General features: G+C 55.1%; 21 protein-coding genes. 6 read left to right on the top strand and 15 right to left on the bottom strand.

The annotated features are described in order from the left end of the window. Positions 1-213 precede the first annotated feature (213 nt). The 3 genes from yaiA to ACMGG5_RS10495 form a co-directional block, all read right to left on the bottom strand. A complete protein-coding gene (gene yaiA, locus ACMGG5_RS10505; RefSeq protein ID WP_023334675.1) occupies positions 214-405 on the bottom strand; it encodes a protein YaiA in 192 nt (63 codons plus the stop codon). A 44-nt stretch (positions 406-449) separates the two neighbouring features. After that, the gene (gene aroL, locus ACMGG5_RS10500; protein WP_061715888.1) at positions 450-974 is read right to left on the bottom strand and encodes a shikimate kinase AroL; all 525 of its coding nucleotides are present in this window, start codon (positions 972-974) and stop codon (positions 450-452) included. A 143-nt stretch (positions 975-1,117) separates the two neighbouring features. Then, a complete protein-coding gene (locus ACMGG5_RS10495) occupies positions 1,118-1,576 on the bottom strand; it encodes a YaiI/YqxD family protein (protein WP_010428006.1) in 459 nt (152 codons plus the stop codon). A gap of 97 nt (positions 1,577-1,673) precedes the next feature. Here ACMGG5_RS10495 and proC point away from each other — a divergent pair, with 97 nt between their 5' ends. Next, entirely contained in the window at positions 1,674-2,483 is an 810-nt protein-coding gene (gene proC / locus ACMGG5_RS10490) for a pyrroline-5-carboxylate reductase (RefSeq protein ID WP_024906789.1), read from the top strand. Positions 2,484-2,499: 16 nt separating this feature from the next. Here proC and adrA read toward each other — a convergent pair whose 3' ends face one another. The 6 genes from adrA to ACMGG5_RS10460 all read right to left on the bottom strand — a co-directional run bounded on the left by adrA (position 2,500) and on the right by ACMGG5_RS10460 (position 8,168). Beyond that, positions 2,500-3,603: a diguanylate cyclase AdrA gene (gene adrA, locus ACMGG5_RS10485; RefSeq protein WP_420277823.1), complete on the bottom strand. Its 1,104-nt coding sequence runs from the start codon at positions 3,601-3,603 to the stop codon at positions 2,500-2,502. A gap of 102 nt (positions 3,604-3,705) precedes the next feature. Then, complete coding sequence (psiF, locus tag ACMGG5_RS10480; protein WP_023334671.1) at positions 3,706-4,026, bottom strand: phosphate starvation-inducible protein PsiF; 321 nt, start codon at positions 4,024-4,026, stop codon at positions 3,706-3,708. An 89-nt stretch (positions 4,027-4,115) separates the two neighbouring features. Then, positions 4,116-5,531 (bottom strand): alkaline phosphatase, encoded by a 1,416-nt coding sequence (phoA, locus tag ACMGG5_RS10475; protein ID WP_420277822.1) that lies wholly within the window; start codon positions 5,529-5,531, stop codon positions 4,116-4,118. A 99-nt stretch (positions 5,532-5,630) separates the two neighbouring features. Continuing rightward, positions 5,631-5,891, bottom strand: coding sequence for an anti-adapter protein IraP (gene iraP / locus ACMGG5_RS10470; RefSeq protein WP_024906786.1), 261 nt, complete (start codon positions 5,889-5,891; stop codon positions 5,631-5,633). 210 nt (positions 5,892-6,101) lie between these two features. Further along, positions 6,102-7,316, bottom strand: a complete 1,215-nt coding sequence (locus ACMGG5_RS10465) for a multidrug efflux MFS transporter (RefSeq protein WP_024906785.1) — start codon at positions 7,314-7,316, stop codon at positions 6,102-6,104. A gap of 168 nt (positions 7,317-7,484) precedes the next feature. After that, complete coding sequence (locus tag ACMGG5_RS10460; RefSeq protein WP_148768967.1) at positions 7,485-8,168, bottom strand: extensin family protein; 684 nt, start codon at positions 8,166-8,168, stop codon at positions 7,485-7,487. A 103-nt stretch (positions 8,169-8,271) separates the two neighbouring features. Here ACMGG5_RS10460 and ddlA point away from each other — a divergent pair, with 103 nt between their 5' ends. Beyond that, the gene (gene ddlA, locus ACMGG5_RS10455; protein WP_420277821.1) at positions 8,272-9,372 is read left to right on the top strand and encodes a D-alanine--D-alanine ligase; all 1,101 of its coding nucleotides are present in this window, start codon (positions 8,272-8,274) and stop codon (positions 9,370-9,372) included. Here the strand turns inward: ddlA and ACMGG5_RS10450 are convergent. Beyond that, positions 9,369-9,605: a DUF2754 domain-containing protein gene (locus ACMGG5_RS10450; protein WP_023334666.1), complete on the bottom strand. Its 237-nt coding sequence runs from the start codon at positions 9,603-9,605 to the stop codon at positions 9,369-9,371. The two genes, ddlA and ACMGG5_RS10450, sit on opposite strands and share 4 nt — an antisense overlap. A gap of 247 nt (positions 9,606-9,852) precedes the next feature. Between ACMGG5_RS10450 and ACMGG5_RS10445 the strand changes: the two genes are divergently transcribed. Further along, positions 9,853-10,152: a DUF2755 family protein gene (locus ACMGG5_RS10445; protein WP_024906782.1), complete on the top strand. Its 300-nt coding sequence runs from the start codon at positions 9,853-9,855 to the stop codon at positions 10,150-10,152. On the opposite strand, the gene ACMGG5_RS10440 is transcribed toward ACMGG5_RS10445, so the two are convergent. The 3 genes from ACMGG5_RS10440 to ACMGG5_RS10430 form a co-directional block, all read right to left on the bottom strand. After that, complete coding sequence (locus ACMGG5_RS10440) at positions 10,149-11,246, bottom strand: DUF1615 domain-containing protein (RefSeq protein WP_032674238.1); 1,098 nt, start codon at positions 11,244-11,246, stop codon at positions 10,149-10,151. The two genes, ACMGG5_RS10445 and ACMGG5_RS10440, sit on opposite strands and share 4 nt — an antisense overlap. A gap of 14 nt (positions 11,247-11,260) precedes the next feature. After that, complete coding sequence (gene sbmA / locus ACMGG5_RS10435) at positions 11,261-12,481, bottom strand: peptide antibiotic transporter SbmA (RefSeq protein WP_148768968.1); 1,221 nt, start codon at positions 12,479-12,481, stop codon at positions 11,261-11,263. A gap of 114 nt (positions 12,482-12,595) precedes the next feature. After that, entirely contained in the window at positions 12,596-13,129 is a 534-nt protein-coding gene (locus ACMGG5_RS10430) for an isochorismatase family protein (protein WP_048990428.1), read from the bottom strand. A gap of 204 nt (positions 13,130-13,333) precedes the next feature. Between ACMGG5_RS10430 and ampH the strand changes: the two genes are divergently transcribed. Next, positions 13,334-14,494 carry a D-alanyl-D-alanine-carboxypeptidase/endopeptidase AmpH gene (ampH, locus tag ACMGG5_RS10425; protein WP_024906778.1) on the top strand — a complete coding sequence of 387 codons (1,161 nt, stop codon included), beginning with the start codon at positions 13,334-13,336 and terminating at the stop codon, positions 14,492-14,494. Between the two features lie 2 nt (positions 14,495-14,496). On the opposite strand, the gene ACMGG5_RS10420 is transcribed toward ampH, so the two are convergent. Continuing rightward, positions 14,497-15,120, bottom strand: a complete 624-nt coding sequence (locus ACMGG5_RS10420) for a helix-turn-helix domain-containing protein (RefSeq protein WP_024906777.1) — start codon at positions 15,118-15,120, stop codon at positions 14,497-14,499. A 94-nt stretch (positions 15,121-15,214) separates the two neighbouring features. Then, entirely contained in the window at positions 15,215-17,989 is a 2,775-nt protein-coding gene (locus ACMGG5_RS10415; RefSeq protein ID WP_420277820.1) for an autotransporter outer membrane beta-barrel domain-containing protein, read from the bottom strand. Between the two features lie 451 nt (positions 17,990-18,440). Here ACMGG5_RS10415 and hemB point away from each other — a divergent pair, with 451 nt between their 5' ends. Beyond that, positions 18,441-19,415, top strand: coding sequence for a porphobilinogen synthase (gene hemB, locus ACMGG5_RS10410; RefSeq protein ID WP_024906774.1), 975 nt, complete (start codon positions 18,441-18,443; stop codon positions 19,413-19,415). A gap of 72 nt (positions 19,416-19,487) precedes the next feature. After that, the gene (locus ACMGG5_RS10405) at positions 19,488-21,188 is read left to right on the top strand and encodes a lysophospholipid acyltransferase family protein (protein WP_420277819.1); all 1,701 of its coding nucleotides are present in this window, start codon (positions 19,488-19,490) and stop codon (positions 21,186-21,188) included. The last annotated feature ends 31 nt before the right edge of the window (positions 21,189-21,219 follow it).

The raw sequence follows: 21,219 nt of genomic DNA, 5'->3' as shown, positions 1-21,219 counted from the left end.
CATCGTGTACACAGGTACAGGCTCACTACGCTGCACAGTTCATTTTTTCAACAAAACAGCACCAAGCGTAGCAGGTGATCCCGACATCGAAATGTAAAGATCGCCTGCCGATACCGGAGTTACTTGTAATAACTAAATATTAACTCCTGCTTAACTTTCCCGATGGGTAAAAAGTGTGATTCAGGCACGATCCTGGAGCGTTTAGGAAAACATTCAGGTTATGTCGGGATCTTCATAGCGCCGTTTCGCATCCAGCGCTTCCTGCTCAGTCTCGTGTTCACTGATCAGCGAGTCCGGTTTTGGGTGATCCGCACGCAGTTGATACCAGGTCACGGTATGACCCGTATGGCCTTTTTCAACGGTAACAATGCGCGCTTCACGCGGATAGGGAGGTCTGGTTGGCATAGCTCATCCTTTTTTTATGTCTGAGCTATAAGTATAGACGCCGCTTAGCTGGCACACGCCAAACGCAGGGCGGTAATAATCTGAATCACAACGTCTTCGGGAGTGGCTGACGCATCCACCACGTGGTGAGCCGCTTCGCGGTATAACGCATCGCGTTCGGCCAGCACTTCACTCACCTCTTCGTTGAGTGGCCTGGAGGTCAGCGCAGGGCGTTGCCCCTCTTCCGGAAAAGCTTCCAGACGCCCGACCAGAGCCGACACCGGCGCACTGAGATAAATCACGATCCCCTTTTCGCGCATAAAGTGACGATTACACTCCGCCAGAACAATGCCACCCCCGGTCGCGATCACGGCAGACGGGGTAGTGACCGCTTTCAGTGCGTCGGTTTCGCGTGCGCGAAAGCTCTCCCATCCCTCTTGCTCAACGATCTCAGCGATGGTTTTTCCGGCCTCGGTTTGCAGCCAGTGGTCGGTATCAACAAACTGGCGATGACACACGCGTGCCAGCTCCAGGCCAACGGTGGTTTTCCCACAGCCGCGGGGGCCAACTAAAAAGATGGGTTGGGTCATGCCAGGTGTTCCCCTTGATGCCGAATGGCTGAAGAGTGTAAAGAAATAATTGCAGAAGATGTTTCGATTACTTTACTGCAAAGCGGTACGGGATGACAACCCTGTGGAGGCCACACTGTACCACAAATTGACAATAATTATCATTACGCTGTGCGGCGCTTCACTTCCAGCAGCCATTTATCCAGTTCGGCAGCGAACTGCTGGCGATCGCGCTGGGACAAGCTGTCCGGTCCACCGGTCTGCACGCCGCTGGCCCGCATCGTATCCATAAAATCGCGCATGGTGAGCTTTTCCCGAATGGTCGAAGGCGAGTAACGCTCCCCGCGCGGATTGAGCGCCGCCGCCCCTTTCTCGAGCACTTCAGCGGCCAGCGGAATATCCGCAGTGATCACCAGATCCTCCGCGCTGCACAGGCGAACAATTTCGTTATCCGCCACGTCGAACCCGGCCGGCACGCGCAAAGAGCGGATGAACCGCGAAGGCGGCACGCGAATGTTCTGGTTTGCCACCAGCGTCAGCGGCATCTGAACGCGCTCGGCGGCGCGAAATAAAATCTCTTTAATCACATTCGGACACGCGTCCGCATCAACCCAAATCGCCATATTGTCTCCCCATAATGACTCTGTCGACTATTGTCGCCTGCATTTCGTTGTTAAGCTATCAATCAGAGAAAACAACGCATAATGACGGAGAATCGTGATGGACAAGAAAATCGGGTTTATCGGCTGCGGTAACATGGGCAAAGCCATCCTGGGCGGTCTGATCGCCAGCGGGCAGGTGCTGCCGGGTCAGATTTGGGTCTATACCCCGTCACCGGACAAGGTCGCCGCATTGCGCGATCAATACGGGATCAACGCTGCCGAAAGCGCGCAGGAAGTGGCCCAGGTCGCCGATATCGTCTTTGGCGCCGTCAAGCCGAACATCATGATCAAAGTGCTGAGCGATATCACCTCCAGCCTGAACAAAGAAACGCTGGTCGTGTCGATTGCCGCGGGCGTCACGCTCGATCAGCTGGCGCGCGCGCTGGGTCACGATCGTAAAATCGTCCGCGCGATGCCCAACACCCCTTCGCTGGTCAACGCCGGCATGACCTCCGTCACGCCTAACGCGCTGGTGACCACGGAAGAAGTGGCCGATGTGCTGAACATTTTCCGCTGCTTTGGTGAAGCTGAAGTGATTGCCGAATCGATGATCCATCCGGTGGTCGGCGTGAGTGGCTCAGCCCCTGCCTATGTTTTCATGTTTTTAGAAGCGATGGCCGACGCCGCCGTGCTTGGCGGAATGCCGCGCGCGCAGGCGTATAAGTTCGCCGCGCAGGCCGTCATGGGCTCCGCCAAAATGGTGCTGGAAACCGGCAAACACCCGGGTGAACTGAAAGATATGGTCTGCTCCCCGGGCGGTACCACCATCGAAGCGGTGCGGGTGCTGGAAGAGCGCGGGTTCCGCTCGGCGGTCATTGAAGCGATGGCAAAATGCATGGAAAAATCAGAGAAGCTGAGTAAATCCTGATACTCTCCGTCGGGCGTCAGGCCGCCACTTCGGTGCGGCCGCGCCCGGCATTTTTCGCCCTGTACAGCGCCACGTCAGCCGCCTTCAGCCATTCCCGATAATGTCCAAACTGCGGTCCCCAGGGGGCAACGCCTACGCTGATGCGCAGCGCTTCTTTTGGCGCGCACGGTAACGTCAGGTTTTCCAGCCGCTCATGCAACCGCGACATCACGGCGATGGCGCTTTCAGCTGCTGTCTGGGACATGATCACCGCAAACTCATCCCCACCAAACCGGCCGATAGCATCGCCTGACCGTACTGACCGCTGGAGCTGGCGCGTAATAGCAATGATCGCCTCATCGCCCACGTCGTGCCCCCAGGTGTCGTTGATGTTTTTAAAGTGGTCGATATCAATCAGCAGTATCGTGGCGGTGCTGTGGTCGCGCCGACAATGCTCAAATTCATTTCGCAACAGCATTTCCCAGTGTCGGCGGTTAAAGACCCCGGTCATGCCGTCGCGGGTGCTCATCATTTCCAGCCGCTGCTTGTGCTCCGCAAGCCTGACGGCAGTGCGGTGGCTGAGCCAGGCAAACAGCATAGGATAAAATACGAGAACAGGCAGTGTTAAGCCCCACTCCACGGGGTCGGGGTTGAAGACGGCCACCTTCCCGACGAGTGGCAGGGTCACCAGCGCGGAGAGCAGCGTCAACGCGATCCCCGGGATGAACAGACGACAGCCCCCGGAGCCCATCATATTCATCCCCACCATCATCACCAGCGCTGCCGTGGGTAACGCATTCATCCCCATCACGCCGATCCAGAGCCCGGCAATAGTGGCATCTACTTTAAGATTGAAAGTTTCCTGCTGATGAGGTGACGTGGCCCGGCAGGATAGCTGCCAGGCGAAATGGGGCCAGACGAACGACCACCCCACCAGTAAAAGCCACCAGCCTCCGGGTAAAAAATGGGTGACCAGCATTCCCGCAACCGGGAAAAACATCGCCGCCAGCCCCACGGCGCGCGCCAGCCTAACTCGCCGGGCAAACTGAATGCCGGCGCGGTGAGGGTCATCCTGAGAAAGGGTTAAATTCCACTCTTCCCGAATGCGCTTTTTGTTGTAATACGTTTCATCATTCATCATTTTTGGGAATATTCTGAAACATTTTCCCAAATTATAGAGAGGGGGTCTGCGGGGAAAGTATGAAATTTCGGGTGAGCCGCCGGAGCCGCTCACCCGTTAGAACTACACTTTTTTCTTCAGGCAGGCACTCATGAACTTGCTGCGGTCGTCCCCTTTCAGGGACTGTTCGGTTGCCTTCGCATTACACTCGCGCATTTTTTGCTGCTGCGGGGTCAGGCTTTTTTCAGCCGGCTTCGCGGCGCCGTTTTTGAGGCAGTCGCTCATGTAGGTCTTGCGAGCATCGCCCTTCAGACTCTGAGACGTCGCCTGTTGATTACAGGTGGTCATACGCTGCTGCTGCGGCGTTAACGTTTTCTCTTCCGCGTTCGCCGATGCGACCAGGAACAGGCCGGAGAGCAGAGTAACCAGTAATGTTGTTTTCATTGCACCATCCTTTTGTGAACATTCCCTGTAAGTCTGGTTCGTGACAGGAAAAAAACCAGCCGACAGATGTGATTTCCGCCGGGCTTTTATCATTTCAGACCCAGCGCCGCCTTCATGGTGTAGAACAGATCCGTTTGATCGGTCAGGCCTACCACGTTGGCCGCATGCGGACCGTAGGCGGCAATGCGCAGCTGGGTGCCCGTGTGCTCCATGGACTCTTCTTCAGAGTTGCCGTAGCTCATCACCATGACGGAGCCATCTTTGGTGTTCAGCGCCTGCGTCAGGCCAGGGGCTTTGGTATCTGGCGGAATGATCTGGCTGGCGTGCGCATGGTCCGCGGTGACGATCACCAGGGTGTTACCGTCTTTTTTCGCGAACGCGAGCGCCTTCTGCACCGCTTCGTCCAGATCGACGGTTTCGCCAATCTGACCGCACGGATTCGCGGCATGATCCTGTTTATCGATCGACGCGCCCTCAACCTGCAGGAAGAACCCTTTTTCGCTCTTGCTCAAAAGAGAGATCGCTTTATCGGTCATCGCCGCCAGCGTCGGTATGCTGTCCGTACGTTTCGGGTTCGGCGTACAGGTCACGGCAGGCTGATCGATGTTGCCGTGATAAGAGGCTTTTGGTCCTTCCCAGCGCACGGGCATGTTGCCGTCAGAGAACAGCCCCAGCAGCGGCTTGTCCTGGTTCGCCTCGCTTATCGCCGACAGAGCATTTGCGTCACTCACCAGCTGATAGCCGCGAGCCTGCGCCTGCTCGCGCAGCGTTTTGCCTTGCCACTCGCCCGCCGTCGCGGTTTCCGCGAAGGTTTTCGCGCCGCCGCCCAGGGTCACGTCAGGACGCGCGTTCAGCAGTTGTTCCGTAATCGAGCCTTTGCCGCCTTTTTCCAGCGCATTCGTTGGGCATTTTTCGCTGGTCGCTGACGGGCCGTAGCATTTACGCGATGTAACGTGCGCCACCAGCGCCGCGGGCGTTGCATCCTGGAGTTCAGCAGTGGAGACGTTGCCGGTCGCCAGGCCCGCCGCTTTTGCCATCTCCAGAAGGGTTTGATGATCTTTTTCGTGAATATCCACACCCAGCGCGCCATTATAGGTTTTCACGCCGGTGGACCACGCCGTGGCAGAGGCCGCGGAGTCCGTTACGTAATCCGGTTTACCGGTTTTTTTATCCAGCGCGTAATGGGTATATTGTCCGGTCAGCGGTAAGGCATCGATACCTTTAAAAAAGCCGCCCGCTCCCTCGGCATAATTTCGCGCCGCCGTGATTTCGGAATCGCCCATTCCATCGCCAATCAGCAGAATAATATTTTTCGCCGGCTTATCATTCAGCGAAGCGCGAATAGCGGCAGTTTGATCTTCTGATAAACGGCGCGCGCCGCCAGGCTGGGTGATATCCCCTTTTGCCGCACGATTATCCAGCACGCTGGTTTGCGTCGTATCAGCATAAATGGCAGGGGTAATTAACAGGGGAAGTAATGCAATGAAAAGTGCGCTCTGTTTCAATTTATTTTCTCCATGTACAAATACATAAAAATAAAAACAGAGCGACTATAGGCATCCTGCATGACAATTCTATGACACGTCGTTACGTCCTGTGACGGTTTAGCTGCGAGGATGCCTTAACAGCTTCTTTACGTACTGGTGGAGCATCTCGGCATCCTCAACCGGAACCTGCGATTCAGGCCTGACGCTGTCCAGCGCACCTTCCACGCTCTCTATCAACGCCTGTTGATCGGTTTTTGCCATTTGTCGCAGCAGCGCGGTGACCACAATTTCAAGCGCTTCGACCTGAGCCACCAGCTCTTTTGACTCTTCTTCCTTTTGTGCCAGCTTAACCAGCAATTCAGCAATGAGGTTTTTCATCGTGCCAGTTCCTTTTTCAGTTTTGTCTGACGTTATCACTCTGAATCCCTATTGCAAAGAGAAGAAATTAATTATGGTATGCAAAAGTGACACAGGAACAGAAATAAAGAGGTAGCGCCGTGATCGAAACGTTTTTCTATAAAAAGACGCCGCATTTTGTTATATAAAAATGCGGCGACCATAAGAATATATAATACATCTGCGAAAGTGTTATCTCGCCGATTTGGCCTCCGCCATTTGTCTGCGGCGTCGCAGCGCAATAGCCAGCTGGATAATATTGATTAAAACAACAATCGCTGTCGCCGCAAATACCCAGCGAAAACCGGCCATCGCGGAAACGGATGCGCCAATAAGCGGACCGGCAACATTCCCCAGATACATAAATGACTGGTTATATCCAAAAATACGCCCCGTCACCTGGTCGCTGGAATATTTAACCAGCAGGGTCTGCACCGCAGGCAACATGGCGCCATCAGCAAACCCGAGCAGAAATCGCAATACGCCAAGCTGAAGCGGAGAGGTGACAAACGACATCGCGAAGAAGAGTACCACCGCAAAGATCAGCGTCGCCATCAGGATGCGCGCCGTGCCGATCCTGTCACCCAGTTTTCCCAGACGCGGCGCGGAAATCAGGGCGGATACGCCCGGCACGGCGGCAATCATGCCGCTCAGAAAAGCGATATTGGTGCTATCCGGCTCCATCGACTTGATAAACAGCGCCAGAATCGGACCGACCGAACCGTTACAGAGCTGGATCACCATGGTGGTCACAAACAGACTGATCATCAGCCCCGGGTAAGGCAACGAGGCGAAGACAGCCTTGCCGCTGAGACGTTCAGATTTACTGATAACCGGACGGCCCCCCTCTTTAATCAGAAAGAGCGTCACCAGAAAACTGACCACCAGCAGAACCGCAGTGATGATAAATACCGCGCGTAGCCCGACGTGGTCCGCCAGAAAGCCCCCCAGCAGCGGACCGCCGATGACGCCGCTGATCTGTGCCGTGGAAAGCGTACTCAGCGCCCAGCCGCTACGCTCGCGCGGCACCTGAGAGGCGACCAGCGCCATGGCATTCGGAATGTACCCGGATGTCAGCCCCATCACCGCGCGCAGGAAAAACAGCTGCCAGACGTTGGTGGCGAAGGCCTGCAGCAGAATGGCAATCGCCATCCCGAGCGAAGCGCGCAGCAGCATCAGTTTTCGGCCTTTCCGATCCGCCAGGCTGCCCCACATCGGAGACACAATGGCGGAGACCAGAAACGTGACGCTGAACGTCAGACCGGACCACATGGAGAGCGCTTCATGCGAAGTCACCCCCAGTTGCGAGACGTACAGCGGCAGGAACGGCAGGATCTGGCTGATGGCCAACCCGGTGAAGAAGCAGCCGAACCAGACCGAGATGAGATTAACTTTCCAGGATTCCATAAAGAAATAGTCTTCATTTTTAGGCGAATTCGCCGTCAGATTAGCAAGTTACGCGTTTTGACGTCGCACCAGAGATGCGGCCTGACTGACTTTGGTGTTTTATCTTCCCAGTCATCATATTTGTGAAATAAGTCACAATTCATCCATTTCCTGGCGGAATATTATGCTTCACCGACAGAGTCCGAAACCGCGCATGCCCAGATGAAAATGGTTAGCATGCGCCGCGTTATACTCCGGCCCCAGGCCGTTTCCGTAGTAGCCGCAGCTTGCCGCCAGCATGGCTTTCAGCCAGGGCTGCGTTGTTGCCGCCTTCCAGCCGTTCATCACCGTGACGCGTTCACCGTTCGCCAGACGAAAAGCGGCAATATCCAGCGCCTCAGCCGTAGCATGTTCACTGCGTCGCGCGTCAGGGCGGTGGTAAATATTGCGGCAGGCAAAGCTGCCGAGATGATCGATACGCGCCAGGTCGCTGCCCGTATAGCGTTTTGTCAGCGGCCGGGCCTGCTGGCTGATAAAGAGGGCTGAGCTGAGCGCCAGCGGACAGCTGGCGAGAAAACTGCTGTTCAGGCCGACCGGACCGAAGTCACGCACGCGTACAACGTTATTAAGCGGACACGCGCCGCCGCTGTCAGCCACCGGCTGGGTGCGGATGAGATCTCTTTGGTTAGCCTGCGAAAGCAGGCTCGCGCACGCCTCGGGGGTTAAGCGCCGAAGCTTATACTGGGTGATTCGGCCCGGCGGGTCGTCAAGCGTCAGCGGCATGAAAGGGTTGTAGTAAGGCGGCAACCAGCGGTAACCCACCGTTGCGATGGCCAAAATGATAAATACGGTCAGCAGCGTTTTTCCTTTCACTCACCCCCCTCAACATTCCCCAAAACATTATGGCAGAAGGCCGCGAAACCCGCCGGGCATCGTGGTATGTTATTGGCTTTTCGTCAGACTGGAAGAGAGTGAGATGGCTAAGCAGCGCGTAGGTATTGTCTTTGGGGGAAAATCAGCGGAGCACGAAGTGTCATTGCAATCGGCCAAAAATATCGTTGATGCGATCGATAAAAGCCGCTTCGACGTGGTGCTGCTGGGCATTGATAAACAGGGCCAGTGGCACGTTAACGATGCCAGCCAGTATCTGCTGAATGCTCACGATCCGGCACACATCGCCCTTAATCCTTCGGAAGTGAGCGTCGCCACCGTACCCGGCGTCGTGAAGGGGCAGCTTATCGACGCCGGCAATGCTCAGGCTCTCGCCCAGATCGACGTTGTCTTCCCTATCGTTCACGGCACACTGGGGGAAGATGGTTCCCTGCAGGGAATGCTGCGCATGGCCAACCTGCCGTTCGTCGGCTCGGACGTCCTCGGCTCTGCCGCATGCATGGACAAAGACGTCACCAAACGCCTGCTGCGCGATGCCGGGCTGAACATTGCACCATTCGTGACCCTCACACGCGCCAACCGCGACAAACACAGCTTCGCGCAAATTAGCGGAGAGCTGGGTCTGCCGCTGTTTGTGAAGCCTGCAAACCAGGGCTCCTCCGTGGGCGTCAGCAAAGTGACCAGCGAAGCTGAGTTCACGCAGGCCGTCCGCCTGGCGTTTGAGTTCGACCATAAAGTGGTGGTTGAGCAGGGTATTAAAGGCCGTGAAATTGAGTGCGCCGTGCTGGGCAACGATTTTCCACAGGCGAGCACCTGCGGAGAGGTGGTGTTAAACAGCGACTTCTACTCGTACGACACTAAATACATTGATGACAAAGGCGCCCAGGTTGTCGTGCCTGCGGATCTCGATCCGGCGGTTAACGATAAGATCCGGGCGATCGCCATTCGCGCTTATCAGACGCTCGGCTGCTGCGGCATGGCGCGCGTGGATGTGTTCCTGACGGCGGAAAACGAGGTGGTGATCAATGAAATCAATACGCTTCCGGGGTTCACTAACATCAGCATGTATCCGAAACTGTGGCAGGCAAGTGGCCTGAGCTACCCGGAATTGATCACCCGCCTGATCGAACTGGCGCTGGAGCGTCACGCCGCCGACAGCGCGCTTAAAAGTTCCGTAAACGGCTAATCGGCGCGCTTCGCCGACTCCGCCTCATCCGCTGTCGTCTCTTCAGGACGACGGCGGATAATCAACCCCGCCAGCCAGAAACTGATCACCCAGGTCACCAGCCCAACGGCATACGTTTGCCAGCCTTTTGCCTCAAACCCCAACAGGCCCACAACACCGTTAAGAATAAAGATCAGCCCGATAGCGAAGGCGTAGTAGTGCCAGTCTCGGCGTAGTTTGGACGTGAGCTTCATAACAACTCCGGCAGGAAAAAAAGACATCCTCTCACAGATTTACGGCCAGGTCTGTGGCAGATACGGAAATTCTGAAGCGCGACGCAATTTCAGTTAAGTCATGAAATTGTGATGTGCTGCAGAAATCAACAATCTAGGAGGATTCCGGCGCGTAAATTACCACGATTCTGATATTGACAAATGCGATGACCTGTCAAACTCACCCTGTACGAAGCGTATTAACAGAGCGATTTATCCGGAGGTCATCATGGCTGACTTTACATTGTCGAAACCGATTTTTGGCGGAAAACCAAAAACCTCCACGGCGGGTAATATCGCGTATGCCCTGTTTGTCCTGTTCTGCTTCTGGGCTGGCTCACAGCTGCTCAATATGCTGGTCCATGCGCCAGGCGTTTATGAACACCTGATGCAGGTACAGGATAACGGACGCCCGCGAGTTGAGATTGGCTTTGGCGTCAGCACCCTGTTCGGCCTGATTCCCTTCCTCGCGGGATGTATGATTCTGGGCGTGGTGGCATTAGCGCTGCGCTTTCGCCGTCGCCGTTAAAGCCCCATACAGCGAGCCCGGCGATCGTCCACGCGTTTTGCGAACCACGCGGTGGTCAGGTTACGCGTGATCTTCGGGCTTTCCAGCTGAATGCCCGGCAGGATAGCCCTCGGTAACGTTTTCCCGCTTTTCTGCTCTGCGAGCGCAAACACCTTCTTGTACAGATCCGTTTTCTCAAAGGCCAGGCTATCGCCTTTCTCAAGCTGACGGCGAATGTCGCTGTTGCTCAAGCCAAGCGTTGTCGATAATTTCCGTACGGCAAGCTCAGTGCTTCCCGCCTCGCTGCTGCCGTAAGCGATGAGATCGCCGTCCAGCGCGAGCTTAACGCCGCTTGCGCGGCTGACCGCACTCTGGAATGCCGCATTACGGCTGGCATACCAGCCGGCGTTAAAGTCGGCAAAGCGGTACAGCGGCTCATCGTAGTTCGCCGGGTAGTTCAGCAGGTGATATGTGCCGAACCACAGCCCACCGCGCAGGGAGAAGACCTCCTGACGCACCGTGCCGTCGATTTTCCACGGGTAGCCGTCGGTATGCTTCTCCGCGAACGCGATGCTTACCTGCATTGGGCCACCGGTGTGGACCGGGTTCAGTGAGCCAAACAGCTTCTGCCCCATTGGGACCATGCTGATGAAATCATCAAAGATGGCGCTAAGCTGTTTTTCGGTTTTCACCGTATCCAGCCGCTCGCTGTAACTTTTGCCGTTCGGCGAGGTGATTTTAAGCGCGGTATGCACGAGGAACACCGGGATGTGCATGGACTCCGCGCGGCGGTCGATCTCTTTCCAGGCGATTTTATTCAGCCCCGGCACAGCCGGATCTGACTGGTACATCGACTCCTGCTGTGCCACCGCCAGCACCGAACAGATGTTCTCCTCGGTCGGCGCGATCTTTTGGCTTTCAAAGGTTTTTGCCAGCGCGTCTGCCCACGCATTGCGATCTTTCACGCTGGCGGGCATTTTCTGCCGCACAACGCTCGCCACATCAACGGGCTTCTCGCCCTTTTTGAGCGGAGCGGCTCCCTTTTCGGCACAGCCTGCCAGCACAAAAGCGGCCAGTATGGTCAACGGTAACGCGCGCGGTACGGCAAAAGGCATAGCAACGTCCTGTATTAGCTAAATGTGTTGGTGACTTCCTGCAGGTCACGATCGTCCAGCTCGCGTTCAAAGCTGCGCAGACGTTTGTAGATAGACATCAGTTCTACCAGCGTGGTCCAGGAGCTGATCAGGTACTGGAACGACCCACGAACCTGACCGAAAACGTTAGTGATCTGCGTCATCAGACCGAGCGTAATCGTACCCGCAACAATCGACGGGAACAGCAGGAACAAACCGAAAACGTTATCCACCTGCAGATACAAAATACGGGCAATGTTGAAATACATATAGTGGAAGTAGAGTCGGAAGTAGTTACGGCGTACGGCGCCAAACAGCTCGCGGACGGTCGGCGGCGAGGCGCGGTTGGCATCATCTTCGCCGTAAACCAGCTCTTTACGGTAAGCGGCTTCGACGCGTTGATTTTTAAACTCCAGCCCCGGCAGTTTGATCCCCACCACCGCCAGCAGGCCCGTTCCCATCAGCGACCAGACGATCGCGGCAATCACCAGACCATACGGAAGATGACCGACAATAGGCAGATCCGGCACGTGCGCAGAGAGCGTCACCAGCACCGGCAGGAAGGCAATCAGCGTCATGATGGCGTTGATAAAGCTGACGCCCATGTCTTCAAGGGTGGAGGCAAAACGCATGGTGTCTTCCTGCACACGCTGCGCGGCGCCTTCGATATGGCGCAGATGCTGCCAGTGCGCCATATAATGTTCGTTCATCGCGGTACGCCAGCGGAAAACGTAGTGGCTGACGAAGAAGTTGTTCATCACGCCGATGATAACCGCAATCAGGGCAATGCCGAGGAAGATGCCAACTTCATGGTAGAACTGGTTGATGGTCACCTTATGCGGCGAGCTGAGCGCGGTCTGGATCAGATCGTAGAACGGCGCATACCAGGCGTTAACCGCCACGCCCACCTCCACGAGGAACCAGGTCACAAAGATAATCAGCGATGTGCCGAGGATCGACCAGTACTGCCAGCGGTGCGGAGAATAGACAAACCAGAACAGTGCAAACAGCCCTACGCACACCGTGTAGTAGGCGTAAAACAGCAGGTAGCTCAGCGACCAGAAGCGCGCCGCGCTAATCGGCACCTCGCCTGTCGCCCCCGTGATGCGCGTCAGCCATGCGCCGCCGCCCGCCTGCCAGAAAATGACAGCGATCAGTGCCCAAATAAATGCCGACAGGAAAAAAGGCCCCGGCTTTGGGAAAAAAGACTTAAACATAATGCTTCCTTCTTGTTGTTATGGCTGTTGCTGTGTACAACACGTCACCACACGAAAACCTGCCCGAGCCAGCCTCCCGGCTCCGGCAAAAAGGTCAGACCCGAGCGTTAATTATTAGTTCGCTTTCCAGTTTTCAAGAATTGTTTCGGTGCGTTTCACCGCGAGAGGATTCGCCGGCGCAATGAAGTTACGCCAGACGTCGTTGTGATGGTTAATCAGGATCTGTGCTTCAGCAGCCGGGCGATTGGCTGTAGTATGGGCATCTTCCGCCACGGTGATGTGATAACCCCGGCTGACGCCGTTCTTAACCGTCGCATCGACGCAGTAATCGGTGGCGCAGCCGCAGATGACAAACTCGCGAATACCCTGCTCACGCAGCAGCGCCTCAAGCGCGGTGTTGTAGAAGGCATCACAGGCGGTTTTGGTCACGTAAAGCGCGTCAGCAGGCTGATGGAGTTCAGGCAGTAGTGCAAACCCCTCACTCCCCTCTTCCAGGCCACCAGCCTCAGTATGCTGAATAAAAATCACCGTGTCGGCTGCCTGCGTAAGCTGGTTGATCAGAGAGACACACTTTTCACGCTGATGACGAGGGGTTTCAAATACCCCGTTCTGCATATCGACAACCATAACCACACGCTTCTCAGACATACCGTTCTCCGTAAGATTGAGTGAAACTGGTGCCTATCATAAGCCCGATGTCACAAAATGGGAGATGGCTCGTAAGTAAATTGTTCATATTTACCCATGGTTACGTTTTTCTCGCTATCGTTATGCAATTCGGGGCATTGCGCGGTTCCGATTAGTAGTATAAATACCCATTACTTTCTTCATTCACTTCATGGATGCTTTTCGTTGAAACGTTGTCTGCTCTCTTTTGCCGCGCTGTGTGCGGTGAGCTTTTCTACCGCCCAGGCAGCCCAACCGCTGACGGCACCCGTTTTAGCTTCAGATATTGCCGATCGCTACGCGAACCTTATCTATTACGGCAGCGGCGCGACCGGGATGGCGATGGTCGTCATCGACGGCAACCAGCGTGTGTTCCGCAGCTTTGGCGAAACGCGTCCGGGAAATAACGTTCACCCGCAGCTGGATTCCGTTATCCGCATCGCGTCCTTAACCAAGCTGATGACCAGCGAAATGCTGGTGAAACTGCTCGACCAGGGCGTGGTGAAGCTTGACGATCCGCTCAGCAAATACGCGCCGCCAGGTGCCCGGGTCCCCACGTATCAGGGGACGCCGATCCGGCTTGTGAACCTTGCAACCCACACCAGCGCCCTGCCGCGTGAGCAGCCAGGCGGAGCGGCGCATCGTGACGTATTTGTCTGGCCAACGCGCGACCAGCGCTGGAGCTATCTGAGTACCGCCACGCTGAAAGCGGCACCGGGCTCGCAGGCCTCTTATTCAAACCTGGCGTTCGACCTGCTGGCGGATGCCCTCTCAACGGCGGCTGGCAAACCCTATACGCAGCTGTTTGAAGAGCAGATCACCCGTCCGCTCGGCATGAAAGACACCACGTTTACTCCGTCCCCGGATCAGTGCCGTCGCCTGATGGTGGCAGAGAAAGGCGCCAGCCCCTGTAATAACACGCTCGCGGCTGTGGGCAGCGGCGGGGTTTACTCCACGCCTGGCGACATGATGCGCTGGATGCAGCAGTTCCTTTCTTCAGATTTCTACGCTCGCACCAGCCAGGCCGATCGCATGCAGACTCTGATTTATCAGCGTACTCAGCTGCACCGCGTCATCGGGATGGACGTGCCGGGTAAAGCCGATGCTCTCGGCATGGGGTGGGTCTATATGGCGCCGAAAAATGGGCGTCCGGGTATTATTCAGAAAACCGGCGGCGGCGGTGGATTCATCACCTATATGGCCATGATCCCGCAGTCAAACGTGGGCGCGTTTGTGGTGGTCACCCGCTCCCCGCATACGCGTTTCGTCAATATGAGTGACGGGATTAATAACCTGGTGGCAGAACTGAGCGCCAATAAAGCCCAGGTGCTCACCGCGTCTAACTGATCTTAATATTCCGTGGGCAAGCGGTTGATGCTGACCAGCTTGCCCCGGCTCATATTGATGTAATTACCTTGCCGCAGGGCAGCGAGAACCTCAGCAACCACTGAACGTGAAATACGCGTACTTTGTTGAATATGATTCATCACACCGATTTTTGAACGCAACGTTTCATCCCACTCGGCCATATTCAACAGCATGGCGCGGATCTGATGATAGGAATTATTTCCCACCAGCTGCATATCGCGTTTCTCAAGAATGTAGTTTATCCAGGATAACCAACCGAAGGCCTCTTTCCATAGCGCGTTCTGTTGTATAAGTTGACGGGTGGTTTCAGTGGGCAAATAAAAACCCGTGCAGGATGTTTTGGCTATCACTCTATATTCCTGGCAGTGATTAATCATCACTGTGGACAAACCCATAATAAACGGCGCTGTCGCGATGCCCACAAGCAGTTCATCTGAATGTCGATAGATTTCGATAACACCGGTTTGGAATACGATGGTGCGGCGCTCATTACATTCACCGGATATAATTAATTGTTTTGGAGCAGATTTAAAAGGGGTACTGGCTGATTTCAAACACTGTTCGAGCCGGCGTAATTCAGAAAGTGGTTTCGCATTAACCTTCATGCAGACCTCAAGGCATCCGTATTTGTCGGTTCAATATTATTTTTATTACTTCTGTAAAAAGCGGGGGAGGTAACGCCTCCCCCGCTTTTATTTATTACCAGGTATATTTCACACCCAGGTTTGCCCCCCAGTTCTGATCAACGTCGCCGCCGCCCAGATAAGTGGCATCAGTGTAAGCACTGAAGTTCTTCGTGAAGCTGAACTGGGTGCCCAGCCCTACGCGCACAGCGGAGCCTTTAACGCCGTTATCAATGCTGTCACCGTTAATGTCGGCATTGTTATCAGCATCGTCATAGACCCAGGCCAGTTTGAAGTAAGGCGTCAGAGCCTGATCGCCACCGTAGTTAAAGGTGTAACCCGCATCAACACCGAGTTCATAACGCAGGCTATCGTAAGATTGCCCATCCATGCGCATGTCATTGCTGAGGCGATAATCATCGCCAGACTGGAACAGGCCAGACACGGCTGCGTATGGTGTGACGTAGCCGGACAGGTTTGGTTTCCAGTCATAGCCCAGTTTCAGCCCAAAACCAACCGCGTCATTGGTGGTGTTGCCGTCAACATACTGGCCGTTGCTCATGTTAGCAGAGAGATCGCTGTTGAAACGGGTGTAGCTCAGGGAGCTGTCGAGGAAAAGATCGTTCATGAACTTCGCAGACGCGTAGATCATCGCCGTCTGGCTGTCCTGATCGACCTGACCGGTACGATCGCTGATATCCCCCTTCGCGAAACCTGCCGCACCACCGACGATCCACTTCGCATTATTACCGTCAATCTGGGTATCCAGACCGACCATAATACCGCTCACGTCCTGATCGTAGCTAAGAACGCCATTGTCGCCGTCGAAGTTACCGCCGAAGTAACTCACCCACGCCCCGCCGTTATCCGCCAGGCCGTGACGGCTGTTGGTCAGACGCTTACCAACGGTATCCTGCTGCAGATTCCAGATGTTGGTGTTGGCAGATGGGATGCTCAGCGCCATATTGGCGTAGTCGGTCAGCGCTTTCTGCTGGAGGACAACGGCGTCACCCTGCTGCTGCGCCTGGTAGGTGTAGGCACCTAAATCGGCTTTGTTTGCAGCAGTAAAGCTGGCTGCAGTATCCGCGTTATTGTCATAGACGCGAATAATCTCTTTGTTTTTGTAATCGGCGACGGAACCGGCTCCGGTCGCGTTGTCGATACGGACCTTGTAGTTACCGGCGACGTCACCGTTCACTGACAGATGACCATCAGAATTAATCGCCACAACGCCGTAGTCGTAATCGGCATTGTGCTTATCGTTGGTGATATAGCGTGCGTTGTTCAGATCGCTGTTCAGCACGTAATCACGGCTGGCAACGTTCAGCACACCACCATCGGTCAGTACCATATTGTGCGTATCAACCTGTCCCAGCCCCAGCGCCAGCTCTGCACCGTTATCCACGGTGATGGTGTTGGCATACAGATCGGCCGTTTCTTCCGTCAGTGCCGCACGGCTATAGCTGTCCAGATACAGATGGTCGGTGGCCACGCCGCCGCTGTCGCCGATATTCAATGAGGAAGCATTGGTCAGGGTGATGGTATCCGCCAGCAGACCTGAGTTTTCAACATTGACCTGAGACTGGTTGTTGACCGTCAGCGTGTCGATGTTAGACACCTTGCGGGTATCCCACTCGGAGCCGTTATCCAGCGTGATGTTAAAGAGACCGCTCTGATACACCGCTTCGCCCGCAACATGTCCGTTGCTGTCATAGGTGGAGTCTGGCCAAATGCTGTTTGGGGACAGAGCGCTCCAGTCTACGTTGCTGTAGCCCAGGCCATACATCTGCGCCGTGCCGATAGCCTCGACGCTCGACTGCGCTGCACCAACCCATTTGCTGCCATTGGTCAGAGTAACGTCCAGCTTATCGGTACCGTCCCAGCCGTTGGTAGTTGGGTTATAGACACCGTCTGCACTGGTATCCGTTGCCGGATCGCCGTTCGGATAGAAGTTGTTGTCGAAGGTACTGGAGAAAAGAATGTCGCCAGTCACGGTAGAGTGATCGAACGTGGCGCTGGTCTGCATCGCGTTATCAGACGCGCTGGCGGCCACAATCAGCGCCGCATCATCTGCCGCTGTCGCGTTGGTTTCACCATAGTCGCTCGGCTTCGCGGTTTGACCGTAGAATCCGCTGGTACCTAAATCGCTGTACGCACCAGAAGTCAGTACCGAATCTTTCACCAGTAGCGTGTCGGTAAAGACGTTGCTGCTGTTGGCTACGCCTTCAACGCCGTCGTACGGGGTATTATCCAGCTCCTGATACCCCTGCGTCAGGGTAATTCCCGCGACGTGAGAATTATTCTGGATAACAATATCCGATTCAACATCCAGGGTAATTGCATTGCCCAACCCATAGGTATCAAGATAGTGGGTTTCGGTGTTATCGCCATTTACCACATTGTAAGCATAATGCTCATAGGTGTCGTTAATGGTGGAGTGATCAACGGTCAGGCTAAAACGATCGTACTGAGAATGGGTCGTGCCGTCGGTATCTATACCATCAGCACACGAGGTGGTCATACACTCAGAGGTAATCATGCCATTAATGGTACTGTTGGAAATGCTTAATGCATTAGCCCGACCATTGATACCATCATCCAGATAGTATGTTGAAATAATACCATTCACGGTGGATTTATTAATCACCGGATAAATATCACCGTCGTGGGTAACGTCTGAGTAATCCCAGTCGGCATAGCCATAATACCAGGGGGTGGACGCTGTATTATCGTATCCGAAGGTATTATAAGTTGTACCGGAAATATCCTTCGCATTGGCCTGAGAAGCGATAGCCAGGGTGCAGGCTAATGCAAGTTGAGATACAACGAGTTTCTTTTTCCATGTTTGCATTGGGTCATCCCTCCTCAGGGACGTAAGCAAGTTTGTCCATCAATGAATTTGCAACATTTAATTGCGGAGGGAATTATGCAGTTTCATTTCGAAAAGGTTCAATGAATGTTTCCATTAAGTCCGTATCCAGACCAATAACACATCAAAAACAACAAACGCAGGGGTCACTCAAGATAAATATTATAAAAACAAAACGTTAAAATACAGACAGGCGAAGGAGAAATATATAACAACAAATAATAAATCACTTTTAATGATGCATCCCACTTAATATAGAAACAATACGAATATCTCACCCCCAATCAGTAATATACTAACCTGTATTAAATATTGATGAAATGAAACCTGACCTGCCGCATTTCGCAAAAAGCAAAATGCCCACTTTAGTAAAACACCCGTCTTCACTTTGAGGTACACTAGCCTTCTTTGTTCCACAAACATCAGGCATACCATGACCGATTTAATTGCACGCCCACGCCGCCTGCGCAAGTCACCTGCACTGCGCGCTATGTTTGAAGAGACAACCCTGACCTTAAACGATCTGGTGTTGCCGATTTTTGTCGAAGAAGAGATCGATGACTACAAAGCCATCGAAGCCATGCCGGGCGTCATGCGCATTCCGGAGAAATATCTGGCGCGTGAGATTGAACGCATCGCCAACGCGGGGATCCGCTCGGTGATGACCTTCGGCATCTCACACCATACCGATGCCACCGGCAGCGACGCGTGGAAAGAAGATGGCCTCGTCGCTCGCATGTCCCGCATCTGCAAAGAGACCGTGCCGGAAATGATCGTCATGTCCGATACCTGTTTCTGCGAATACACCTCACACGGCCACTGCGGCGTGCTGTGCGATCACGGCGTGGATAACGATGCCACCCTGCTGAACCTTGGCAAGCAGGCTGTCGTCGCGGCCGCGGCAGGTGCGGACTTCATCGCCCCATCTGCGGCAATGGACGGACAGGTTCAGGCGATTCGTCAGGCGCTGGACGCGGCGGGCTTTACCGACACCGCCATCATGTCTTACTCCACCAAATTCGCCTCCTCCTTCTACGGCCCGTTCCGTGAAGCGGCGGGCACGGCGCTGAAAGGCGATCGTAAAACCTATCAGATGAACCCGCTGAACCGTCGGGAAGCGATTCGTGAATCCCTGCTTGATGAAGCCCAGGGCGCAGACTGCCTGATGGTGAAACCGGCTGGCGCGTACCTTGATATCCTGCGCGACATCCGCGAGCGCACCGAGCTGCCGCTGGGCGCTTATCAGGTGAGCGGCGAGTACGCGATGATCAAATTCGCCGCGCTGGCGGGTGCCATTGACGAAGAGAAAGTGGTCCTCGAAAGCCTCGGCGCCATCAAACGCGCAGGCGCGGACCTGATCTTCAGCTACTTCGCGCTGGATCTGGCCGAGAAAAAAATCCTCCGCTAATCTTCACCAAACTGCAATACAACCGACATCTGCTCCTTCTACTGTCTTCGCAAGACGGCAGGAGGAGTAATCATGTTTAGCCTCGATAGCGTTCTCGACGATCTTTGGCCTCAGGCGAGGCCTGCACCCTGGCAAAAAAGTCTGTTAAAAAGACTGTTTTACGAAGACGAATTTCAGCAATTTTCTGCAACCCACCGCCACCTGAAAGGCCTGGATATGGTGGAGCAAGTTCTGGAACACCTGGATATTCTCTGCACCGTTTCCGCCCGCGATCTTGAACAAATCCCCGAACATGGCCCGCTGGTCATTATTGCCAACCACCCGACGGGTACGCTGGACGGACTGGCGCTGCTGTATGCCGTCTCCCGCGTCCGGCGCGATGTGAAAGTCGTGACCAACCGGATGCTGACCCACCTTGAGCCCCTCAGCTCGCTGTTTATTCCGGTGGACAATATGGGCGGCAGGACGGCGAAAACATCCCTGGTGCAGATGGAACAGCATCTGCAAAATGCAGGCGTGCTGATCTTCTTCCCGGCCGGAGAAGTGTCCCGCCCCACGCGCAAAGGCATTCGCGACAAAAAGTGGCACTCCGGCTTTATTAAACTCGCCGGCAAGCTGCGCGCCCCGTTGCTGCCGGTGCATATTCAGGCGCATAACAGCCTGCTCTTTTATGCCAGCACGCTGGTCTCCCCGACGCTGTCGATGCTGTTGCTCATGCAGCAGATGTTCCGCCGCCGTCACAGCCAGCTGCCGATCAAAATCGGCCAGCAGATTGCGTGGCATCACTGGCACAGCGCCACCCTTTCGTCGCGTGAGATGGCCGAGCAGTGCCGTCAGCACGTGATGCGTCTTGGCAAGGGAGTGCCCGGCGTCTTTAAAACCCAGTGCGCGATTGCCCGTCCGGAAGATCGGGCTACCCTGAAACGTGCGCTGGCGCAGGCCGAATGTCTGGGCAAAACCAGCGACGGTAAAACCATCTATCTCTGGCAGCGTAACGGTCAGGAAGACGTCCCGCTGCTGCGCGAGCTGGGCCGCCTGCGCGAGATTGCCTTTCGCGCGGTGGAGGAAGGGAGCGGCAAACGCCGGGATACCGACAGCTACGACGATGATTATCTGCACCTGATCCTGTGGGATGAGGACGATCTGGAGATCGTCGGGGCGTATCGCTTTATACCGACGGCCATGCAGATCGAAAAGCGCGGCGTTGAGGGGTTGTACAGCTATAGCCTCTTCCACTACGACGACAAAATGCAGGACGTGCTGGAGCACGGCATTGAGCTGGGGCGCAGCTTTATTCAGCCGCGCTACTGGGGGCGCCGCGGCCTGGACTATTTATGGTCCGGTATTGGGGCCTATCTGGCGCGTTATCCGCACTACCGCTACCTGTTTGGCCCGGTCTCCATTTCCGGTGGCTTACCGCCTGCTGCGCGGGATCTGCTGGTCGCCTTTTACCGCCTGTGGTTCCCGGCGACGCATCCGCTTGCCGCCTCGCGCCAGCCGTATCCCGCCTCCCTGCCGGACGTGCTGGCACAGTTTGGCGGCGTGGATTACGTGGACGATCTGACGAAACTGAAGTCCCTGCTCGGCAATCTTGGCTGCGGTATTCCACCGCTCTACAAGCAATATTCCGAGCTGTGCGAGCCCGGCGGCGTGCAGTTTATTGATTTTGGCAGCGACCCGGCGTTCAACAACTGCGTTGACGGGCTGGTGCTGGTGGATTTGTGTTACCTGAAGGCGAACCGCTATCAGCGGTATATTGAGGCGCACCTTTAAATGTGCGGTATTTTGTAGGCCGGGTAAGGCG

The sequence above is a fragment of the Enterobacter sp. BNK-34 genome, assembly GCF_048684445.1.
Lineage (GTDB): Bacteria > Pseudomonadota > Gammaproteobacteria > Enterobacterales > Enterobacteriaceae > Enterobacter > Enterobacter pseudoroggenkampii.
This window is presented reverse-complemented; position numbering and strand designations above follow the sequence as displayed.